This is a genomic window from Cellulosimicrobium sp. So1_17 (assembly GCF_055181235.1).
Genome location: NZ_CM143702.1, coordinates 3,783,798 through 3,802,891 on the forward strand (window position 1 = coordinate 3,783,798; position 19,094 = coordinate 3,802,891).

The 19,094-nt window shown below is 74.4% G+C and carries 23 protein-coding genes and 1 tRNA gene; 14 read left to right on the plus strand and 10 right to left on the minus strand.

Translation table 11 applies throughout. The features are described 5' to 3' along the window. Window positions 1–13: 13 nt before the first annotated feature. The 4 genes from ACZCLJ_RS16705 to ACZCLJ_RS16720 form a co-directional block, all read right to left on the minus strand. Complete coding sequence (locus ACZCLJ_RS16705) at window positions 14–997, minus strand: Gfo/Idh/MocA family protein (protein WP_463104567.1); 984 nt, start codon at window positions 995–997, stop codon at window positions 14–16. 103 nt (window positions 998–1,100) lie between these two features. Next, a tRNA-Pro gene (locus ACZCLJ_RS16710) sits at window positions 1,101–1,177 on the minus strand. 173 nt (window positions 1,178–1,350) lie between these two features. Beyond that, window positions 1,351–2,286: a metallophosphoesterase gene (locus ACZCLJ_RS16715; protein ID WP_463106422.1), complete on the minus strand. Its 936-nt coding sequence runs from the start codon at window positions 2,284–2,286 to the stop codon at window positions 1,351–1,353. After that, on the minus strand, window positions 2,283–4,613 hold the full coding sequence (locus ACZCLJ_RS16720; RefSeq protein WP_463104568.1) for a transglycosylase domain-containing protein: 2,331 nt from the start codon (window positions 4,611–4,613) through the stop codon (window positions 2,283–2,285). The genes ACZCLJ_RS16715 and ACZCLJ_RS16720 overlap by 4 nt, the downstream gene beginning before the upstream one ends. A gap of 203 nt (window positions 4,614–4,816) precedes the next feature. On the opposite strand from ACZCLJ_RS16720, the gene ACZCLJ_RS16725 reads away from it, so the two are divergent. Next, window positions 4,817–4,981 (plus strand): hypothetical protein, encoded by a 165-nt coding sequence (locus ACZCLJ_RS16725; protein WP_021481786.1) that lies wholly within the window; start codon window positions 4,817–4,819, stop codon window positions 4,979–4,981. After that, the gene (locus tag ACZCLJ_RS16730) at window positions 4,981–5,469 is read left to right on the plus strand and encodes a RidA family protein (protein WP_463104569.1); all 489 of its coding nucleotides are present in this window, start codon (window positions 4,981–4,983) and stop codon (window positions 5,467–5,469) included. Before ACZCLJ_RS16725 ends, ACZCLJ_RS16730 begins: the two co-directional genes overlap by 1 nt. A gap of 118 nt (window positions 5,470–5,587) precedes the next feature. On the opposite strand, the gene ACZCLJ_RS16735 is transcribed toward ACZCLJ_RS16730, so the two are convergent. Then, window positions 5,588–6,265, minus strand: a complete 678-nt coding sequence (locus tag ACZCLJ_RS16735; protein ID WP_285821092.1) for a Crp/Fnr family transcriptional regulator — start codon at window positions 6,263–6,265, stop codon at window positions 5,588–5,590. 120 nt (window positions 6,266–6,385) lie between these two features. Between ACZCLJ_RS16735 and nth the strand changes: the two genes are divergently transcribed. Then, the gene (nth, locus tag ACZCLJ_RS16740; protein WP_463104570.1) at window positions 6,386–7,126 is read left to right on the plus strand and encodes an endonuclease III; all 741 of its coding nucleotides are present in this window, start codon (window positions 6,386–6,388) and stop codon (window positions 7,124–7,126) included. Window positions 7,127–7,199: 73 nt separating this feature from the next. Here the strand turns inward: nth and ACZCLJ_RS16745 are convergent, their stop codons facing one another. Together ACZCLJ_RS16745 and ACZCLJ_RS16750 are read right to left on the minus strand one after the other, a co-directional pair. After that, entirely contained in the window at window positions 7,200–8,138 is a 939-nt protein-coding gene (locus ACZCLJ_RS16745; protein WP_463104571.1) for an alpha/beta fold hydrolase, read from the minus strand. Then, window positions 8,135–8,914 carry a winged helix-turn-helix transcriptional regulator gene (locus ACZCLJ_RS16750; RefSeq protein ID WP_251150063.1) on the minus strand — a complete coding sequence of 260 codons (780 nt, stop codon included), beginning with the start codon at window positions 8,912–8,914 and terminating at the stop codon, window positions 8,135–8,137. Before ACZCLJ_RS16750 ends, ACZCLJ_RS16745 begins: the two co-directional genes overlap by 4 nt. Before the next feature lie 310 nt (window positions 8,915–9,224). On the opposite strand from ACZCLJ_RS16750, the gene ACZCLJ_RS16755 reads away from it, so the two are divergent. The 3 genes from ACZCLJ_RS16755 (at window position 9,225) to ACZCLJ_RS16765 (ending at window position 11,092) form a co-directional block, all read left to right on the plus strand. Further along, window positions 9,225–9,959 (plus strand): hypothetical protein, encoded by a 735-nt coding sequence (locus ACZCLJ_RS16755; protein WP_251150064.1) that lies wholly within the window; start codon window positions 9,225–9,227, stop codon window positions 9,957–9,959. Next, window positions 9,956–10,453 carry a thioredoxin family protein gene (locus ACZCLJ_RS16760; protein WP_463104572.1) on the plus strand — a complete coding sequence of 166 codons (498 nt, stop codon included), beginning with the start codon at window positions 9,956–9,958 and terminating at the stop codon, window positions 10,451–10,453. Before ACZCLJ_RS16755 ends, ACZCLJ_RS16760 begins: the two co-directional genes overlap by 4 nt. A 153-nt stretch (window positions 10,454–10,606) precedes the next feature. Beyond that, window positions 10,607–11,092 carry a DUF4395 domain-containing protein gene (locus ACZCLJ_RS16765; RefSeq protein ID WP_251150066.1) on the plus strand — a complete coding sequence of 162 codons (486 nt, stop codon included), beginning with the start codon at window positions 10,607–10,609 and terminating at the stop codon, window positions 11,090–11,092. A gap of 18 nt (window positions 11,093–11,110) precedes the next feature. Here ACZCLJ_RS16765 and ACZCLJ_RS16770 read toward each other — a convergent pair whose 3' ends face one another. Next, window positions 11,111–11,509, minus strand: coding sequence for a DsrE family protein (locus ACZCLJ_RS16770; protein ID WP_463104573.1), 399 nt, complete (start codon window positions 11,507–11,509; stop codon window positions 11,111–11,113). A 255-nt stretch (window positions 11,510–11,764) separates the two neighbouring features. Between ACZCLJ_RS16770 and ACZCLJ_RS16775 the strand changes: the two genes are divergently transcribed. The 8 genes from ACZCLJ_RS16775 to dtd all read left to right on the plus strand — a co-directional run bounded on the left by ACZCLJ_RS16775 (window position 11,765) and on the right by dtd (window position 17,449). After that, on the plus strand, window positions 11,765–12,361 hold the full coding sequence (locus ACZCLJ_RS16775) for a heme-binding beta-barrel domain-containing protein (protein ID WP_463104574.1): 597 nt from the start codon (window positions 11,765–11,767) through the stop codon (window positions 12,359–12,361). A gap of 57 nt (window positions 12,362–12,418) precedes the next feature. Next, window positions 12,419–13,561 carry a CAF17-like 4Fe-4S cluster assembly/insertion protein YgfZ gene (gene ygfZ / locus ACZCLJ_RS16780; protein ID WP_251150069.1) on the plus strand — a complete coding sequence of 381 codons (1,143 nt, stop codon included), beginning with the start codon at window positions 12,419–12,421 and terminating at the stop codon, window positions 13,559–13,561. Window positions 13,562–13,591: 30 nt separating this feature from the next. Beyond that, the gene (locus ACZCLJ_RS16785) at window positions 13,592–14,740 is read left to right on the plus strand and encodes an FUSC family protein (RefSeq protein ID WP_463104575.1); all 1,149 of its coding nucleotides are present in this window, start codon (window positions 13,592–13,594) and stop codon (window positions 14,738–14,740) included. 69 nt (window positions 14,741–14,809) lie between these two features. Then, on the plus strand, window positions 14,810–15,121 hold the full coding sequence (locus tag ACZCLJ_RS16790) for a type II toxin-antitoxin system Phd/YefM family antitoxin (RefSeq protein ID WP_463104576.1): 312 nt from the start codon (window positions 14,810–14,812) through the stop codon (window positions 15,119–15,121). A 5-nt stretch (window positions 15,122–15,126) separates the two neighbouring features. After that, window positions 15,127–15,546, plus strand: coding sequence for a type II toxin-antitoxin system VapC family toxin (locus ACZCLJ_RS16795; RefSeq protein ID WP_251150072.1), 420 nt, complete (start codon window positions 15,127–15,129; stop codon window positions 15,544–15,546). An 84-nt stretch (window positions 15,547–15,630) separates the two neighbouring features. After that, the gene (locus tag ACZCLJ_RS16800) at window positions 15,631–15,972 is read left to right on the plus strand and encodes a DUF2516 family protein (RefSeq protein ID WP_251150073.1); all 342 of its coding nucleotides are present in this window, start codon (window positions 15,631–15,633) and stop codon (window positions 15,970–15,972) included. 5 nt (window positions 15,973–15,977) lie between these two features. Beyond that, window positions 15,978–17,003, plus strand: coding sequence for an asparaginase (locus ACZCLJ_RS16805; protein WP_463104577.1), 1,026 nt, complete (start codon window positions 15,978–15,980; stop codon window positions 17,001–17,003). After that, on the plus strand, window positions 17,000–17,449 hold the full coding sequence (gene dtd, locus ACZCLJ_RS16810; protein WP_251150075.1) for a D-aminoacyl-tRNA deacylase: 450 nt from the start codon (window positions 17,000–17,002) through the stop codon (window positions 17,447–17,449). The genes ACZCLJ_RS16805 and dtd overlap by 4 nt, the downstream gene beginning before the upstream one ends. Window positions 17,450–17,455: 6 nt before the next feature. Here dtd and ACZCLJ_RS16815 read toward each other — a convergent pair whose 3' ends face one another. Then, a complete protein-coding gene (locus ACZCLJ_RS16815) occupies window positions 17,456–18,457 on the minus strand; it encodes a CorA family divalent cation transporter (protein ID WP_463104578.1) in 1,002 nt (333 codons plus the stop codon). After that, complete coding sequence (locus ACZCLJ_RS16820; protein WP_463104579.1) at window positions 18,454–18,630, minus strand: hypothetical protein; 177 nt, start codon at window positions 18,628–18,630, stop codon at window positions 18,454–18,456. The genes ACZCLJ_RS16815 and ACZCLJ_RS16820 overlap by 4 nt, the downstream gene beginning before the upstream one ends. Window positions 18,631–19,094 lie beyond the last annotated feature (464 nt).

Below are 19,094 nucleotides of genomic sequence, written 5' to 3' on the forward strand. Positions count from 1 at the left end.
CCGTCGCCGGTCGTCAGGCGTCGAGCGCCGTCCGCCACTGCTCGAGGAGGCGCGCCACGGCGCGGGTGTGCTCCCAGGGCATCTCGGGCGCCTCGGTCCGGCCGTCGGCGAGCGCGCGGGAGACGGCGTCCGCCTCGGCGGCGAACGGGTCCACGGGCGGTGACTCGACGACACGCTCGACGTCTCCCGTGTGCACGACGAACGACGCCGCCGAGCCGGCCCGGCTGCCGAACGCGTCGTCGAGCCGCAGGACGCCGAGCGTGCCCTCGATGACGGCGGACCGCGGCAGCTCCGCGACGATCGAGCACTCCACGGCGGCCGTGACGCCGTCGGCGGCGATCGTCGCCGACGCGTGCTCGTCGACCCCCGTCGGGCCGACGGTGCCCGCGACGTCCGTGAGGGCGAGCGCGGCGAGGTCCACGCCGGCCGCCGCGGCGATCCCGACGGCGAGCGACACCGGGTAGCCGCCGACGTCGAGGATCGCGCCACCTGCGAGGGCGGGGTCGAACAGCCGTCCCGTCCGCTCCGCGGCGGCGAACCCGAACGCCGAGGCGACGTGGAGCGGGGTGCCGAGCGTGCCGTCGGCGACGGTCGCGTCCAGGACGCGCGCCAGAGGTCCGAACCGGTGCTTGTACGCCTCGACGAACGGCATGCCGGATGCGGCGGCGGCGGCGAGGACACGGTCCGTCTCGGCGGCGGTCGGCGCCACCGGCTTCTCGCAGAGCACCGCCTTGCCCGCGGCGAGCGCTGCGACGGCAAGGTCGGCGTGCGTCGTGTGGACCGTGGAGACGTAGACGGCGTCGACGTCGTCGCGCGCCAGGATCTCGGCGTACGTCCCGGTCACGGGAGCTCCGTGGAGGCGGGCGAAGGCCGTCGCCCGGTCGTGGTCGCTGCTGGCCACGGCGTGAAGGGTCCCGTGCTCCGAGCGAGGGAGCGCCCGGGCGAACCAGCCGCCGATCTGCCCCGGGCCGAGGACCGCCCACCGTGTCGTCCGCATGCCGCGAACGTAGCAGCACGCGCAGCGCGGGGAGGCGACGGTCCAGCACACATGACGAGAGGCCCTCCGTCCAGCGTTTCCGCTGGTCAGAGGGCCTCTCGGCTGGTCGGGGTGACAGGATTTGAACCTGCGACCTCTTCGTCCCGAACGAAGCGCGCTACCAAGCTGCGCCACACCCCGGTTGCCCACCACGCGTCGTCGGGCACTGAGATCAGTGCTCGGTGGCCAGGACGGATCCCGACCTTCCGCGGGGGAAGCCTGCCCAGAATAGCCGACGAAGTGCCGTGCGACGAAACCGGCTCCGCGTGACGTGGCCGACGCCCCGTGATCGCCCTCCGTGGGACGGCGGGACCTCAGCGGGACGTCAGGGTGAGGAGCGTCGCCTCGGGCCGGCACGCGAAGCGGAACGGGGCGTACGGCGACGTCCCGGCACCGGCCGAGACGTGCAGCCACGTCGACGCCTCGCCGCCGTCCTCGTCCGGCCGCGCCCCGGGCCAACCGTGCAGGCCCTTTGCCCGACGGCGGTCGAGGTCGCAGTTCGTGACGAGCGCGCCGAAGCCCGGGACGCACAGCTGCCCGCCGTGCGTGTGACCGGCGATGATCACGTCCGACCCGTCGGCGTGCATCTGGTCGAGGACCCGGCGGTAGGGCGCGTGCGTGACGCCCAGGCGCAGGTCTGCGCCCATCGTCCGGGAGAGCTCGGTCTCCGGGAACACGTCACGGTCCAGGTGCGGGTCGTCGACCCCGACGAGGTCGAGACGCAGGCCCCCGACCTCGACGACGTCGCGCCGGTTCGTGAGGTCCACCCAGCCGGCGTCCCGGAACGCCGCGGCTAGCTCCGCGGCGGGGAGCTCGCGCGGCGGCTCGGACCGGGAGACGCGCGCGTCCGGGAGGAGGTAGCGCGCCGGGTTCTTGGGCGACGGGGCGTAGTAGTCGTTCGACCCCATGACGAACAGGCCGGGCGTGGAGTCGAGCAGGGGCTCGAGCGCGTGCAGGAGCGGGTCGAGTGCCTCGACGTGGGCGAGGTTGTCCCCCGTGTCGACCACGAGATCCGGCTCGAGCTCGGCGAGCGAGCGGATCCAGTCGATCTTGCGCTGCTGCGTCGGGACCAGGTGCAGGTCGGAGACGTGCAGCACCCGCAGGTCGCGCGCACCGGGGGGCAGGACCGGGACCGTCACCTCACGCAGCGTGAAGAGCTTCGTCTCGACGTGGGCGTAGGCCAGCGCGCCGACACCCGCGACGGCGAGCGCCCCGAGAGCCTGCCCGGCGACGCGCCCGCGGGCGCTCAGTCGTTCCCCCCGCCACCGAGGTCACCGAGGAAGTCCTCGAGCGCGTCGCGACCCTCGTCGTTCCCCCGGTCGCCACGATCACCCCGCCCGCCTCCGTCGGCGTTCGCCGGCGGCTGGGCGCCCTCCTGGGCGGGCGGCGGGGTGTCGCCACCCGCCGGAGGGCCGGCGGGCGTGGTCGGCGGGGGCGGGGGAGCGGGAGCGTTGACCCGGCCCCAGTCGGGTGCCGCGAACTCGACGGCAGGCTTCCCGGCGAGCGCCTGGTCCATGTAGGCCTTCCAGGTGGGCGCCGCGAGGTCGGAGCCGAACCACCAGCGCCGCGAGACGCCGTTGATCGTGAACCCGTCGCGCATCTCCACGTCCGACTCGGCGTTGCCGATCCAGACGGCCGTCGCCACCTGCGGCGTGTAGCCGATGAACCACGTGTGCTTGTTGAGGTTCGCCGTCCCGGTCTTCCCGGCCGAGGTCCGGCCCTCGAGCTGTGCCTTCTTGCCCGAGCCCTGCGTCATGACGGACTGGAGGGCGTACGTGACCGTGTTCGCGACGGCGGGGTCGAGCGCGTTCGGGTTGCAGCTCGCTGCGGGGACGGGCAGCTCCGCGCCCTCCGCACCGACGACCTTCGTGATCGCGATCGGGTCGCAGTACGTGCCGCCGCTCGCGAACGTCGCGTACGCGGCCGCCATCTGGAGCGGCGAGGAGTTCTGCGTCCCGATGACCATCGAGGGGTACATCGACACGCCGCCCTCCTGCTCCGCGAGGCGGGACGGCTTGTAGCCGATGGACTCGGCCGTCGCCTTGATGTCGCACAGCCGCAGCTGGCTCTCCATCGACGCGTACGCCGTGTTGATGGAGTTGTACGTCGCCTGCAGCACGGAGATCGAGCCCTTGTTGTCGATGCCGTCGGAGTTGCCCGGGCGCCACGGCTTCGACTCGTTGCGCACGTTCGCGCCGCAGAAGTCGAAGTCGGAGTTGTTCCACGACCGGCTGTTCGCGTTGACGTTCTGGTACAGGCTCCGGCCGCTCTTGAGCCATTCGGCGAGCACGAAGACCTTCCACGTCGAGCCGGGCGAGAAGCCGCTCGACGAGCCGTGCGCCTGGTCCACGTTGTAGTTCACCGCGGTCGTGTTCGGCGCGGGCTGCTCCGCGACGTCGTAGTCACGGTTCTGCGCCATGGCGAGGATCTTCCCCGTCCCCGGCTCGACGGACACGATCGCGTCCTCGATACCGGAGGGGTCCTCGGGCGGGACGGCCGCCTTCGCCTGCTGCTCGGCCGCGGTCTGCATCGCGGGGTCGAGGGTCGTGAAGATGTCCAGGCCGCCGCGGTACAGCAGCGCCTTGCGGTCGTCCTCGGTCTCCCCGAACGCCGGGTCGGAGATCATCACCTTCGTGACGTAGTCGCAGAAGAACGCCGCCCCGCCCGCCGCCTGGCAGCCGACCTCGACCGGCTTCACCTTGAGCGTGTCGGCGAGCGGTGTCGCGCGCGCGGTGTCGTACTCCTCCTTGGTGATGAACCCCTGCTGGTACATGGTGAGGAGCACGGTGTTGCGGCGGCTCTGCGACACCTCGGGGTTGCGCGTCGGGTCGTACAGCGACGGCGCCTTCGTGACCCCCGCGATGGTCGCAGCCTCGACCGGGGTGAGGTCCTTCGCGCTCTTGCTGAAGTAGTGCTGCGCCGCGGTCTCGACGCCGTACAGCGACGCCGCACCGAACTGCGCGATGTTCAGGTAGCCCTGGAGGATCTCCTCCTTGGTCATCCGCTTCTCGAGCGAGATCGCGAGCTTCGCCTCGCGGGCCTTGCGGCCCAGCGAGTTCTCCTTGGCCTCCCAGATCCCCATCGTGTCGTCCTCGCGGACGGCCTGCTCGATGAGGACGTTCTTCACGTACTGCTGCGTCAGCGTCGACGCGCCCTGCGTGTCCTTCTCGAGGAAGTTGTTCACCGCCGCGCGCGGGATGCCCTCGAGATCGATGCCCCCGTGCTGCCAGAACCGCTTGTCCTCGATCGCGATGACCGCGCTCTGCATCGCCACCGACACCTGGTCGAGAGGGACCACGATGCGGTTCTCGGTGTAGAACGTCGCGAGCTGCGTCGTGCCGTCGTTCGCATACACGCGCGACTGCTCCGCGAGCGGTCCCGGCTCGAGGTCCGCGGGCAGCTCGTCGAACACCTCGAGCGCGCTGTCCGTCGCCGTGTTGGCACCCGCGGCCAGCGGGACGACCAGTCCGGCCGCGAGGACGCCGCCGACGCCGGACACCAGCACGAACGCCAGGAAGAGCGCCACGAGCTGGTACGCGTTGATCTGTCGACCGCGAGGGCGCACAGGGGAAGCCATGGTGCCAACCCTACGGGAGCCCTCCGTGCCCGGGCCCGGGAAGCCCGGTCCGGGCGGTGTGCGGGTTGTGTGAGCATCCCGAGGAACCGCACCCGACGGGCCCCTGACCGGCCCGCGACCGGCCCGCGACCGGCCCGCGACCGGCTCGGCGGGGTGGCGGGCGACACCCCGCGGGCGCGACGCCGGACGGCTACGCTCGCCCCATGGCAACCACCTGGGAGTACGCGACCATCCCCCTGATCATCCACAACACGAAGGCCGTCCTCGACCAGTGGGGCTCCGACGGCTGGGAGCTCGTCCAGGTCGTCACCGGACCGGACGGCAACGGCCTCGTCGCCTACCTCAAGCGCCCGACCGGGGAGAAGTAGTGGTCGACGGCGCACCCGGCGCCGTCGCCGCGCGTCTCGCCGAGCTCGGCATCACGCTGCCCGACGTCGCCGCTCCCGTCGCCGCGTACGTCCCCGCCGTGCGCACGGGTCGGTACGTCTACACGTCCGGGCAGCTCCCGTTCGTCGACGGCGCCCTGCCCGCGACCGGCAAGGTCGGCGACGGCGAGGGCCTCGTCCCACCCGACGACGCCGCGCACCTCGCGCGCGTCTGCGCGCTCAACGCGCTCGCGGCCGTCCACGCGCTCGTCGGGAACCTCGACCAGGTCGTCCGGGTCGTCAAGGTCGTCGGCTTCGTCGCGAGCGACCCGTCGTTCACCGGCCAGCCCGCCGTGGTCAACGGCGCGAGCACCGTCCTCGCCGACGTCCTCGGCGACGCGGGCGTCCACGCGCGCAGCGCCGTCGGCGTGGCGGTCCTCCCGCTCGACTCCCCGGTCGAGGTCGAGCTGGTCGTGGAGCTCGCGGAGTAGGTCCGCAGGCCCGCGCCACGCGCGGTCGGTGAGACGGAAGCAAAAGGTGCGGGTGGGGGCGGCGCCCCCACCCGCACCCTTACCCAGGGCGACCCGACGGGGAGCCCTGTGGCGCGGCTCAGCGCGCGCGGCGCTCCAGGCGGTCCAGGTCCAGCAGCACGACGGCGCGGCCCTCGCGGCGGACCCAGCCGCGCGTCGCGAAGTCGGCGAGCGCCTTGTTGACGGTCTCGCGCGACGCGCCGACGAGCTGTGCGAGCTCCTCCTGCGTGAGGTCGTGCGCGACCCGGACGCCCTCGTCGGTGTCCTCGCCGAAGCGCGTCGACAGGTCGAGGAGCGCCTTGGCGACGCGACCGGGGACGTCGGAGAAGACGAGGTCGGCGAGCGTCTCGTTCGTGCGGCGCAGGCGGCGCGCGAGCGCGTTGAGCAGGTGCTTCGCGACGGTGGGGTGCTTCTCGATCCACTCGACGAGCTGGTCGTGGCCGAGCTCGTAGATGACCGAGTCGGCGACGGAGCTCGCGGTTGCGGTGCGCGGGCCCGGGTCGAACAGCGACAGCTCGCCGAACATCTCGCCGGGCCCCAGGATCGACAGCAGGTTCTCGCGCCCGTCGTTGGAGCGGCGGCCCAGCTTGATCTTGCCGCTCGCGATCACGTACAGGCGGTCGCCCGGCTCGCCCTCGCGAAAGAGCACGTCACCCCGGGAGAGCTCGATCTGCTGCATCGACTCGAAGAGGGTGCGCGTCTCGTCCGGGTCCATCGTCGCGAACAGGGGTGCGGAGAGCACAACGTCGTCGTCCACGCGGGGTGTCCTTCGTCTCGTCCTCGTCATCTTCCAGGCCCAAGTCTGCCCTACCGTCGCAACTCGGGTGTCGGCGGACCGCGCTAACGTGGCCGTGTGACCGACGCCGAGCAGGTTCCCGTGACCACTCCGAGCACGACGTCGCGAGGGGCCGGGCGCGGTTCGGCGTCGGGTGGTGAGTCGCGGCTCGGCCTCGTGCGGCGCGCGCGCCGCACGAACCGCGAGCTCGCGCTCACGTACCCGGACGCGCACTGCGAGCTCGACTTCACGACCCCTCTCGAGCTGCTGATCGCCACCGTGCTGTCGGCGCAGACCACGGACAAGCGCGTGAACCTCACGACGCCGGAGCTGTTCGAGACGTATCCCGACGCCGCGGCGTACGCGGCGGCGGACCGCGCCGAGCTCGAGGACATCCTGCGGCCCACGGGCTTCTTCCGGGCGAAGGCGCAGTCGGTGATCGGGATCGGGCAGGCGCTCGTCGAGCGGTTCGACGGCGAGGTGCCGGCTCGCCTCGACGACCTCGTGACCCTCCCGGGCGTGGGGCGCAAGACGGCCAACGTCGTGCTGGGCAACGCCTTCGGCATCCCCGGTCTCACGGTCGACACGCACTTCGGGCGGCTCGTGCGGCGCCTCGGCTGGACGACCGAGGAGGACCCGGTCAAGGTGGAGCAGGTCGTCGGCGGGCTGATCGAGAAGTCCGAGTGGACCATGCTGTCGCACCGGCTGATCTTCCACGGGCGGCGCGTGTGCTTCGCGCGCAAGCCGGCGTGCGGCGCGTGCACCATCGCGCAGTGGTGCCCCTCCTACGGCGTCGGCGAGACGGACCCCGAGAAGGCCGCAGCGCTCGTCAAGACGGGCTGAGCGCGACCGCCACCACGACGCGGTCGGCGTCGATCCCGACGGCGCCCGCGGTCGGTGGGACCCGCGGTCGGTCTCAGTCCCGGGCGACGCGCGGGAGCCAGTCGAGGAGGAGGCTCGTGACGTCGTCGGGCGCCTCCTCCGGCAGGTAGTGCCCGACGTCGGGCAGCACCTCGAACCGGAAGTCGCGCGCGAGCGCTGCGCCGTCGGCGTCGGCGAGCTCGCGGCGCAGCAGGCCGTCGCGCCCGCCGTGCACCTGCAGCGCCGGGACGCCGACGGGACGGCGCAGCGCGTTGAGGAAGCGGCGGCCGTCCGGGCGCGGGGTCGAGCGCACCGCCCAACGCAGCGACTCCATGGCGGTGTGCGCGGCGAACGGGATGCGCATGACCGTGCGGTAGGTGGCGACGACGTCGTCGTCGAAGGCTCGGGCGGCGCCGTCGGCCAGGACGCGGTCCACGAGGTCGCCGGACGTGAGTGCGCGCTCGGGAAGCGTCGGGACCTGGAAGAACGCGAGGTGGCGTCGCGCCGCCGGCGTGAGCAGGCGGCGCGACAACGCGTGCATGCGCGCGGGGTGGGGTGCGGAGAACGCGGCGACGCCCGCGGTCACCGCGGGCTGGAGGGAGGCCATCGCCCACGCGAGGCTCCCGCCGGTGCCGTGGCCCACGACGACGGCGCGGCCCGCGCCGAGCGAGCGGATCACCCCGGCGATGTCGCGGGTCCGGGTGGGGGCGTCGTACCCGATCGGCGGCTTGTCCGAGGCGCCGACACCGCGCAGGTCCATCGCGGCGACGCGGTACCCGGCTGCCGCGAGCGGCTCGACCTGGTGCCGCCACGCCCACCAGAACTGGGGGAACGAGTGGAGGAGCACGACGAGAGGCGGACCGGGGTCGCGGACCCCGCGGTCCTCGGGACCGGCGAGCGCGACGTGGAACCGCGCCCCGTTCGCCGGCACGAACTCGTGCCGCCAGGGTCCGTCGGGAAGGGCTGCCGTGAAGTCGGAGGTGTCGGCCGTCACCCGGACGAACCTACCGGTGCGCCGGCGCCTCCGTCCCGCGAGGTCCCGCGGGTTCCGCGCCCGTCGGCGTCCGCGGTGTCGTCGTCGGCCGCCGGGCGGCGGTCCTTGGGCGGGTCGAACCGGTAGCCCACGTTGCGCACCGTCCCGATGAGCTGTTCGTGCTCCGGGCCGAGCTTGGCGCGCAGGCGCCGCACGTGGACGTCCACGGTGCGGGTGCCGCCGTAGTAGTCGTAGCCCCACACCTCCTGCAGCAGCTGGGCGCGCGTGAACACGCGGCCCGGGTGCTGCACGAGGTACTTGAGGAGCTCGAACTCCTTGTACGTCAGGTCGATGGGACGGCCGCGCAGTCGCGCGGTGTACCCGCTCGCGTCGATCGCCAGCTCGCCTGCGGAGATCTCCTGCGGCCCGTCGTCCGACGGTCCCCTCGCCGACCGCTCGATGACGAGCCGCAGCCGTGCCTCGACCTCCGCCGGGTTCGCGGTCTCGAGCAGCAGGTCGTCGGCGCCCCACTCGGCCGTGACGACCGTGAGGCCGCCCTCGGTGAGGACGAGCACGAGCGGCACGGTGAGGCCCGTGGCGTGCAGGAGCCGGCACGTGGTGCGTGCGGCCACGAGGTCGCGCCGCGCGTCGAGCAGGACGACGTCCGAGTCGGGTGCGTCGACGAGCGCGGACGGCTCCATCGGCAGGACCCGGATGCGGTGGGAGAGCAGGCCCAGCGCGGGAAGGACCTCGACGGAGCCTCCGGTGGCAGGGGTGAGGATCAGCAGGTCGGCCACTGCTGGCACCTCCTTCCGGGGACGGGACGCGCGTGGCGCCCGCCTCGTCGCGTCTCGTGGTCTCGCGGTCCACGGTCCGTGGCGCGCGTCTCGTCTGGTGGCGGGACGTGCTCGGTCCGTGGATGGTTACCGTATCGCGTGGTGGCCCGGCGGGCGGCGACGTCTCACGACGGCGCACCGCGGGAACCTGCGGAGGGATACGCGCCGCCCGGGCTGCGACCGTCGTCTGCGACACGTGTCTGCGACACTCTGAGGCGTGCTGTGCGACTCGACGACCTCTTCGACCCCCCGATCGGGGCGCTGACCGCTCGTGGACCTCTCGACCCGCGCCGTCGTCACGGCCTGCCTCGCGGCGGGCATCGCCGTCGCCGCCTTCTTCGGCCCCGTGCCGCTCGCGGCGGCTGCCGCTGCCCTCGCGCTCGTCGTCGCGATCGGCTGGCCGCGGCTCCTCGACATCCCGGTCCACGGCGGCACCCGCATCGTCATCGCGGTCGCCGGGGTCGGGGCCGTCGCCGCGACGGTGGCCACCCAGGGCGAGCCCGCGCTGCGACACCTCCCGGTGGTCCTGGCGCTGTCCGTCGTGCTCGCGTTCGTCGCGGAGCTGCTCCGGCGCGACGGGCGTCCGCGCCTCGTCGAGTCCCTCATCGGCACGGTGAGCGGGATCGTCGTCGCGGTGTCGTGCGCGGGATGGATCGCGACGGGACGCACCGACGCCGGCGCGTCGCTCGTCGTGACGTGCGCGGTGGCGCTCGCCGTCGCGTCCGCCGTGTCCGCGCTCCCGCTCGGCGGGTGGACGATCGCGGGTCTCACGCTCGCACTCGCCGTCGTGGCCGGTGGCGCGGTCGGGTTCGTCATGCCGGACCTCGACCTGATCGACGGCGTCTGGTCCGGGGTCGTCGCCGGGCTGCTCGTCGCGTCGCTGCACGCCCTGTTCGACCAGCTGCCCGAGCTGCGGGGCCGATGGGGCGCGTTCTCGGCGACCGCGCTGCCGGTCGCCGTGGGCGGGACGCTGATCTTCGTGGTGGGCCGGGTGATCGTCGGATGACCGGAGGGCTCGGGGTGCCGGCGCTCGCACTCCTCGGCGTCCTGCTCGTCACCGTCGGGCTCGGCGTGTGGTGGCAGCGGCGCCAGGGCGTGGTCCGGACCGGTGCCCGACGCCGCGTGCCCGGCACGCGTGCCGTCCGGGTCGGCGGGGCCGACGAGGGAGACGCCCCGTTCGACTGGGCGGCGCACGGAGTGGACCTGGGCGCCCGCCGGACCTTCCTCCAGCTCTCCGCCGCGGTGTGCGCGCCGTGCCGGTCGACGGCGCGCGTGCTCGCGGAGGTGGCGGGGAGCCACGACGGGGTGCTGCATCGTGAGCTGGACGTGGACGACCACCTCGACCTCGTGCTCGCGTTCGGCATACTGCGCACCCCGACCGTCCTCGTCCTCGACGCGGACGGACGGGAGACGGCCCGCGCGAGCGGCGCGATGAACCGTCGCCAGGCGGTCGTGGCGCTGGCGGCCGGGGATCCGACGCCGGTCGTCCGCACGGGCTGAGCACCCCCGGTCCCGGCCCCGGGCCCCACGAACGACCCGGGACGCCTGGACGACCCGGGAACCGCACGAACGACCCGGGACGGCACGATCGACCCGGAACCCCGTGAACGACCCGACATCGGCGGCACACCGCCGGACCCCGAGGAGACCTCGATGACCGAACCCGTCGAGCCACCGGCGTCGCGCGAGCGAGCCGGCGCACCCGGTATCGACCCGCGCGGTCCCCGCGCCGCTGCGGGCATCACGGCGCTGCTGCTCGCGGTGACGATCCTCCTGTGGACGTCGACGGCGGCGCTGGTCCTCCTGGCCGTCGTGGCCGCGAGCTTCGCGGTCGGGGCCGTCGCGGGCGCGCAGCGGACGTGGCAGGCGTGGGTCTACCGCGTCGTCGTGCTGCCGCGCATCGGACCGACGGACGAGCGCGAGGACCCGGCGCCGCCGCGCTTCGCCCAGCTGGTGGGGTTCGTCATCACCGCGGTGGGCGTCGTCCTCGGTCTGGTGGGCGTGCTCCCCGCCGTGCCTCTCGCCGCGGCGCTCGCGCTCGCCGCGGCCGTGCTCAACGCGGCGTTCGGCCTGTGCCTCGGGTGCGAGGCGTACCTGCTGCTGCGCCGGCTCCGCGCGGGCTCGGCCCCGGCGCGCTGACCTTCGGACCTGCCGGGATCAGTACACGAGCGCCTGGGCGCCGTCGCGCAGGGCCTCCTCGACGAAGACCGCGGCGCCGGCGATGCGCACGCCCGGCAGGACGTCGCCGGGCGTGATGCCGCGGCGCGCCGCGCACTGCGTGCACACCGTGAGCGTCCCGGCGGCGAGGATCGCCTCGAGGAGGTCGGGCAGCGGCGCCGCGTGCTCGAGCTCGAGCTCGGCGGCGCGGCCCGGGAGACCGAACCATGCGGCCTCGCCCGTGAGCCACACGCTCACCTCGACACCCGCGGCGACGGCCGCCGCGGCGACGGTGAACGCCTGGTTGGCAGCCTCGGGGCGGTCGAGGCCCGAGGTGGCCTTGACGACGAGCGAGCGGACGGGTGCGGCGGACGGGCCCGCCGGGTGCACGGAGGTCACCCGGCCGAGCGTAGCGGGCGCCTCCTCCGGCGTGACCGGCGGCACGGTGCCGGGCGGCCGTCCGTGCGGGGACGGCTTGTAGGATCGGGCCCATGAGCCCGCACACTCTCGAGCTGATCTTCCTCGGCCTGCTCATCGCGGCCACCGTGACCATCACGTGGTTCGCCGGGTACGTCGTCTACAAGCTCTTCAAGGGTCAGCGCTGACCTCCCCGCCGACCCGGCCCTGACGTCCCGACCCCGGAGGTAGTCGCTCATGCCGTTCGAGTTCCCGGAAGGGCTCGCGCCCGAGGTGTACCCGCTCGCGTGGCTCGTGGGCCGCTGGCGCGGCGAGGGCGTCATCAAGTACCCGGGCGTCGACGAGACGCCCTTCGTGCAGGACCTCGTCTTCGACCACGACGGCGGTCCGTACCTGCGCTACGAGTCGACTCTGCGCGTCCTCGAGACCGAGGTGCCGTCGACCGTCCCCGGCGAGGGGGAGTGGCCGGAGCGCGACCCCGAGGCGCTCGACGCCGCGGCCGCCGACTCGACGGTGTGGTCCACGGAGACCGGCTACTGGCGCGTGTCGACGGACCGCCCCGAGGGTCTCGAGGACGACCGGCACCCGCTCGAGGTGCTCCTCGCCGACCCGGCGGGTCGCGTCGCGGTGTACCTCGGCGCGGTGGGCAACGGGCGCGTCGACCTCGCGAGCGACCTCATCGCGCGCACCGGGACCGCCGCCGAGATCGCGGCGTCCAAGCGGCTGTTCGGCCTCGTCGAGGGCCAGCTCCTGTGGGTCTGGGAATTGGCGGCCTTTGGTGAGCCGTTGCAGTCGTACGCGTCCGCGAAGCTGGACCGCCGTCCGGCGGTCTGACCGTCGGCGGGCCCGCACGGCCCCACCGGGCTGCGGGCGACGACCTAGGAGGACCCTGTGACCACCGGCTACACCAGCCCTCTGCTCTCCCGGCACGGCGCCGTCGAGGCGTCGGGCCCCGACGCGGGCGTCGCCTGGCACTACGGCGACCCCACCGGGGAGCAGCGCGCGCTGCAGACCGGGGGGGCCGTCGTCGACCAGTCGCACCTCGGCGTCGTCCGCGTCGCGGGACCGGACCGCCTCTCGTGGCTGCACTCGATCACGTCGCAGGACCTCACGAGCCTGGCCCCGCGCACGTCGACGGAGCTCCTCGTCCTGTCGCCGCAGGGCCACGTCGAGCACGCCGCGGCCGTCGTCGACGACGGCGAGGCGACGTGGCTCGTCACCGAGCGCTCGCACGCGCCCGGCCTCGCGGCCTGGCTCGACCGCATGAAGTTCATGCTGCGCGTCGAGATCGCCGACGTCACGGACGAGTACGCCGCGCTGGGTGAGCCCGTCGACGCCGAGGGCGTCGAGGGCGAGCCCGTCACGTGGCGCGACCCGTGGCCGCACGTCACGGGCGGCGGCACGCGCTACGGACCGCCGGAGGCCGAACACCCCGGCAGCGAGCGTCCGTGGCGTCTCGTCCTCGTCCCGCGCCCCGACCTGGAGGACGCCGTCGCCGCGCGCGAGGCCGCCGGGTGGCGGCTCGTGGGGACGTGGGCGAGCGAGGCGCTGCGCGTCGAGGCGTGGCGCCCGCGGCTGGCGACGGAGGTCGACCACCGGTCCATCCCGCACGAGACGGACTGGCTGCGCACCTCCGTGCACCTGCACAAGGGCTGCTACCGCGGGCAGGAGTCGATCGCGCGCGTGCACAACCTCGGCCGTCCGCCGCGCCGGCTCGTCATGCTGCACCTCGACGGCTCGGGCCACCTGCTGCCCGTCGCCGGCGCGGAGGTCACGCTCGACGGCCGCGCCGTCGGGGCCGTGACGTCGGTCGCGCGGCACCACGAGCTCGGCCCGGTCGCGCTCGCCGTCCTCAAGCGCAGCGTCCCGGACGACGCCGTCCTGCTCGTCGAGTGCGACGGCGGGGCGATCACGGCGGCGCAGGAGATCGTCGTCCCGGGCGAGGGCGTCTCGGTCGACCGGCCGGGTCCGCGCGGCCCCGTGACCCGGGGCCTCACGCCGCGTGGCGAGGGCGCGCCGTCGAGCATGCTGTGACCCCGGACGCGCCATGACCCCGGAGGCCCTGTGACGCCGGACCCGTCGAGGGACGCCGACGACCGTCCGGGCGCCGTCGACCTGGCGCGGACGGCGTGGCGCCGCCTCCTGCTCCGTGCGCGCGTCCGCCAGGGGGCGTCTCGCGTCCGGGTCGCGTTCTGGCCGATCCTCCAGGCGGCGGCCGCAGCGGGTGTCGCGTTCGGCATCGCGCGGTACGGGCTCGGTCACACCGCGCCGTTCTTCGCGCCCGTCGCGGCCTGGATCTGCCTCGGGTTCAGCCAGGACCGCCAGCTCCGGCGCGTCCTCGAGGTCGCCGTGGGCGTCGCGATCGGGGTGGGTCTGGGCGACCTCGTCGTGCACGTCATCGGGTCCGGCTGGTGGCAGGTCGCGGTCGTCCTCGCCGTGTCGGCGCTCGCCGCCCGCTTCATCGACCGCGGCGCGATGCTCACGACGCAGGCCGGCGTGCAGGCGATCGTCATCGTCGGCCTGCCGGCCGCGCAGGCCGGCGGGCCGCTCGGCCGCTGGACGGATGCCCTCGTGGGAGGCGGGGTCGCGCTCGCCGTCGCGGCGCTCACCCCGGGTGACCCGCGGCGTCGGCCCCGGCTCCTGGGTGCGGAGGCGACGACGGAGCTCGCCCAGGTGCTCGACGTCCTGACGCGTGGGCTGCGCAGCCGTGACCGGGCCGACCTCGAGGCCGCGCTGGTGCGGGGTCGGGCGTCGGAGGGTGCGCTCGAGGAGTGGCAGTCGGCGGCGAAGTCGGCGCGCGAGCTCGCGCGCGTCAGCGCCGCCGGCCGGCGGCACCGCGACGAGCTCGGGGACCACGAGCGCCAGTCCGTGCTCGTCGACCGCGCGATGCGCAGCGTGCGCGTCCTCGCGCGGCGTGCGCTGCCCGTCGCGACCGGGCCGGACGAGCACGACCTCGCACCGGTCGCCGACCTCGTGGCCCGCTTCGCCGCGGGGACCCGCGTGCTGGCGGAGGCGATCGGCGCGGGCCGTGATCCCGCGGTGGCACGCGAGGTGCTCGTGGAGGTCGCCCGGACCGCGGACCCGCACGCCGTCGGGGAGGGGGACTGGCAGGTCCAGTCGCTCGTCATGCTCCTGCGCTCGCCGCTCGTGGACGTGCTCGAGGCGTCCGGCGCGACGCCCGAGCAGGCGCGGACGGCACTGCCGGAGCTCTGACCCGCCGTGGGGACGGACCGGACGATCTTCACCCTGCACCGGGTGCCTCGCGGACGGTACGGTCGGGGGATGGAGGTCCCCGTCAGCGCGCTGCGCGCCGAGCTCAAGTCGTGGATCGAGCGGGCCCGGTCGGGGGAGGAGATCGTCGTCACGGAGCGTGGCGTCCCGGTGGCGCGGCTCACGGGCGTCGCCACGGCGGACCTCGTGACCGAGCTGACGCGCGACGGCGTCCTCAGCCCGCCGTCGACGGAGCGTCCGGTGCACGCGGTGACCGCGCCCGACGACGTGCCGTCGGCCCGGCCGGTCGGAGCGCCGGCCGCAGCGGCGCGGGGCACACGTCCGTCCGGCGTCGCGGCGCTCGTGCGGCGCATCAGGCGCTGACCGCCGTGGCCCTCGTCTACTTCGACGCGAGCGCGCTCGTGAAGCTCTGCGTGCCCGAGCCGGGCTCGGTCCTCGCGAGCCGCCTGTGGAACCGTGCGGACGTCGTCGTGACCAGTCGGCTGACCGACACCGAGCTGCGCTCCGTGCTCGCTGCCGGCCTCCGGGCCGGCGCGCTCGGCGCGGGCGGCCACGCGGACGCGCTGGGCACCTGGGAGTCGCTGTGGCCGGCACTGCACGTCGTCGAGGTCTCGAGCGACGTCGCGGCCCGCGCCGCGTCGCTGGTCGGGAACGCCTCGCTGCGCACCCACGACGCCGTGCACGTCGCGAGCGCCCTCACCGTCGCGCACGACGACGCGCTCGTGGCGGCCTGGGACCCGTTCGTGGCCTCTGCGGCGCGGGGCCAAGGACTGCGCGTCGTGCCGTGAGCAGTCACGTGAGCAGCCGCGTGAGCAGTCGTCTGAGCCGGCGCACGGTGCCGCTGCGGCCGACCAGACCGTAGGCTCGTCGTCGTGACCGGAATCGTCGGATCCCTCCAGTGGATCGTCTACCTGCTCCTCACCCTCCTGGTGTTCGGGGTCCAGCTGTTCGCCCTGATCGACGCGGTCCGGCGGCCCGCGAGCGCCTTCACCGCCGAGGGCAAGCTGACGAAGCCGATCTGGCTCGCGATCCTCGGCGTCGCCGCGCTCCTCGGCTTCCTCTCGCTGCCGTTCGGCGGTCCGAACCTCGGGTTCTTCGGGCTCATCGCCGTCGTCGCGGCGATCGTGTACCTCGTCGACGTGCGCCCCCGTCTGCAGCCGTACGGCAACGGCCGCCGCGGCGGGCAGGGTGGCGGGCGCCCGAACGGGTGGTGACGGGCGTGCCGGGGACCGTGACGAGCACGGCGGACGTGGCGCGCGGCGCGGTGCCGCTCGCGGAGGTCGTGCGCGGTGACCTCGTGGAGTCCGTGCACCTGGGGCACCTCGTGCTGCTCGACGGCGCGCACGACGCCGAGCCGGACCTCGTGCTCGGCGACGCGGACGCCGTGATCTGGCCGCGGTCGAGCGTCAAGCCGTTCCAGGCCGTCGCGATGCTGCGCCACGGGCTCGCGCTGCCGCCGCGCCTCCTCGCGCTCGCGGCGGCGAGCCACGACGGCGAGCCGGAGCACGTCGCGGGCGTGCGCGAGATCCTCGCCGGCGTCGGTCTCGACGAGTCGGCCCTGCGCAACACCCCCGACATGCCGCTGCACGCGCCCGCGGCGTTCGCGTGGCAGGTCGAGCACGGCGGGCCGTCGTCGGTGACGCAGAACTGCTCGGGCAAGCACGCGGCGATGCTCGCGACGTGCGTCGCGGCGGGCTGGGACACGCGGACGTACCTCGAGGCGGACCACCCGCTGCAGGTCGCGGTGCGCGAGGTCGTCGGCGAGCTGACCGGCGTCCCGGTCGACCACGCGACCGTCGACGGCTGCGGCGCCCCGCTGTTCTCGACGACGGTGCGCGGCCTCGCGCGCGGGTTCGTACGGCTCGGCGGGGCTCCCGCGCACGAGCCGGGTTCGGCGGAGGCCGAGGTCGCGCGGGCCATGTCCGCGTTCCCCGAGATGGTCGCCGGACCGCACCGCGACGCGACGCGCGCGATGCGAGCCGTCCCGGGTCTCGTCGCGAAGGACGGCGCCGACGGCGTGTACGGGGCGGGGCTCCCCGACGGCAGCGCGCTCGCGTTCAAGGTGCTCGACGGCGCGGCGCGACCCCGGCCCGCGGTGCTCGCCGCGGCGCTGCGTCGTCTCGGTGCGCCGGACGTGCCCGGTGCGGACGCCGCCGCGCTCCACGCGCTGGGTGACGTGACCGTGCTCGGCGGCGGCCGACCGGTCGGTGCCGTGCGCGCGGTCGGGATCGAGGAGTCGTCGTGAGGGCCGTGCTGCAGCGCGCGACGCGCGCGAGCGTCACCGTGGTGCGCGACGACGGGACGCGCGACGTCGTCGGGGCGATCGACCGGCCGGGGATCGTCGCGCTCGTCGGGGCCACCCACGACGACGGCCCCACGCAGGTCGAGACCGTGGCCCGCAAGATTGCTGACCTGCGCATCCTCGACGGCGAGCAGTCCGTGCTCGACACGGGCGCGCCGGTCCTCGTCGTCAGCCAGTTCACGCTCTACGCCGACGTGCGCAAGGGACGACGGCCGTCGTGGAACGGTGCCGCGCCCGGCGACGTCGCGCGCCCGCTCGTCGACGCGGTCGTCGAGGCGCTGCGGGCGCGCGGCGTCGAGGTCGCGACGGGCGAGTTCGGCGCGCACATGGAGGTCGAGCTCGTCAACGACGGCCCGGTGACGATCCTCGTCGACACCGGGACGGCCTGACCGCCGTCACCGCAGCCAGCCCCGCCGCCTGATGTACGCGAGCGGGATGACCGCGGCGACGAGCGTGAGCAGCAGCGTGAGCGTGAACCCGTACGGCCGGTCGAGCTCGGGCATGTGCGTGAAGTTCATGCCGTAGAACGACGCGATGAGCGTGGGCGGCAGGAACACGGCCGTGATGATCGTGAACACCTTGACGATCTGCGCCTGCTTGACGTCGAGCGACGTCATGATCGCCTGCTGGAGGTAGCGCACCTTCTCGTGCTCGAACCCGGCGTGCTCCTTGACGCCCTCGACGTCGGCGACGAGCGTCTCGACGAGCCCCGCGAGCACCGGGTCGGAGTCCGCGATCTCGCTGCGCAGGTGGCGAACGGCCCGCGCGAGCGAGAGCTGCGACTCCTGGGCGCGCGAGACGATCTCCTCGGCGCGGTTCATGCGCGTGATGGTCTCCTGCATGTCGCGGACGCCGATCTCGCGGCCGCGCGCGTCGACGCCGCGCGTGGCCTCGTCGATCTCGTCCGACATCTCCTCGAGCACGTCGCTCGCGTGCGCGACGACGCGGTCGGCCGCCTCGTTCAGCGCGTAGAGGAGCGCGTACGCGACCCCGTACGCCGAGCCGACGAGCCACGGCGTGCGGCGCATGCGCGCGATCGCCTTGTCGAACACCGGGTAGTGGCGCACGGGCTGCGCGGTCGCGACGACGTCGGGGGAGAGGGCGAGCACGATCCGCTCGTGCAGGACCTCGCCGCCCTGGCGCCGGGTCGCGGCGACCGGGAGGTAGACGTGCACGTCGGTCTCCCACACGCGGTCACCGGCCGTCGCGAAGTCGACGCCGTGCTCCGCGGCGCGGGCGGTGGCGTCGGCGTCGCCGGCCGGGACCTGGATCCACCGGGTGCGCAGGACGGCCGGGTCGAACCGCGGGGGCGCGGCCGTGACCGCGGGGACGGTCGCGTCCGCGCGGCTCGTCGTGCCCGCGTGAAGGGTCGCGCGCTCGGGCAGCAGGGTCGTCACGAGGCACCTCCGGCGGTGACGTGCGCGAGCAGCAGCGCGACGACGATGAACAGGTAGAGGCCGACCGTGAAGGAGATCGACTGGCGCTCGAGGTCGGGCCCTCGGCGTGTGCGGTCGTCCGGGCGGTGACGTGCCGGCGTCGACCGGCTGCTCGTCGGGGTGCGCGTGGTCATGGGTCGTCCTTCTCGACGGCGCGCGGGCGACCACCGACGTCGGGGGACGACGACGGGTGCCCGGCGGGGAGGGCGGGTGTGCGGGGCGCGCGCGCGGTGGCGGGCGCTCGGAGCGCACTGGCGGCCTCCCCGCGCGCACTCCGGACCGGGGTGACCGGGGCGGTGCCGTCGACGACCGGTCAGCGTGCCGGTCGAGGACCACGAGGGGTGAGCGCGCAGTGCGCGGATCTATGACTGCTGCCGTCCGGCACGGTGCTCACCTCGCTCTCGTGGCGGCGCCTCCGCCGTCGCGGGGCGCACCTCTGCCCGGTGCGCACGACGTGCGCGACGGGGGTAGGTCCGGGTCAGGGTAGACCGCCAGGTCGTCGCCGGCAAGGTGCCTCCGCGCGGAGCGCGCTCCGCTGGCGTGCCCGTAACGCCCGGGAAACGATGGGATCGCCCGCTGTTTACGGAGGGTTGTTAAC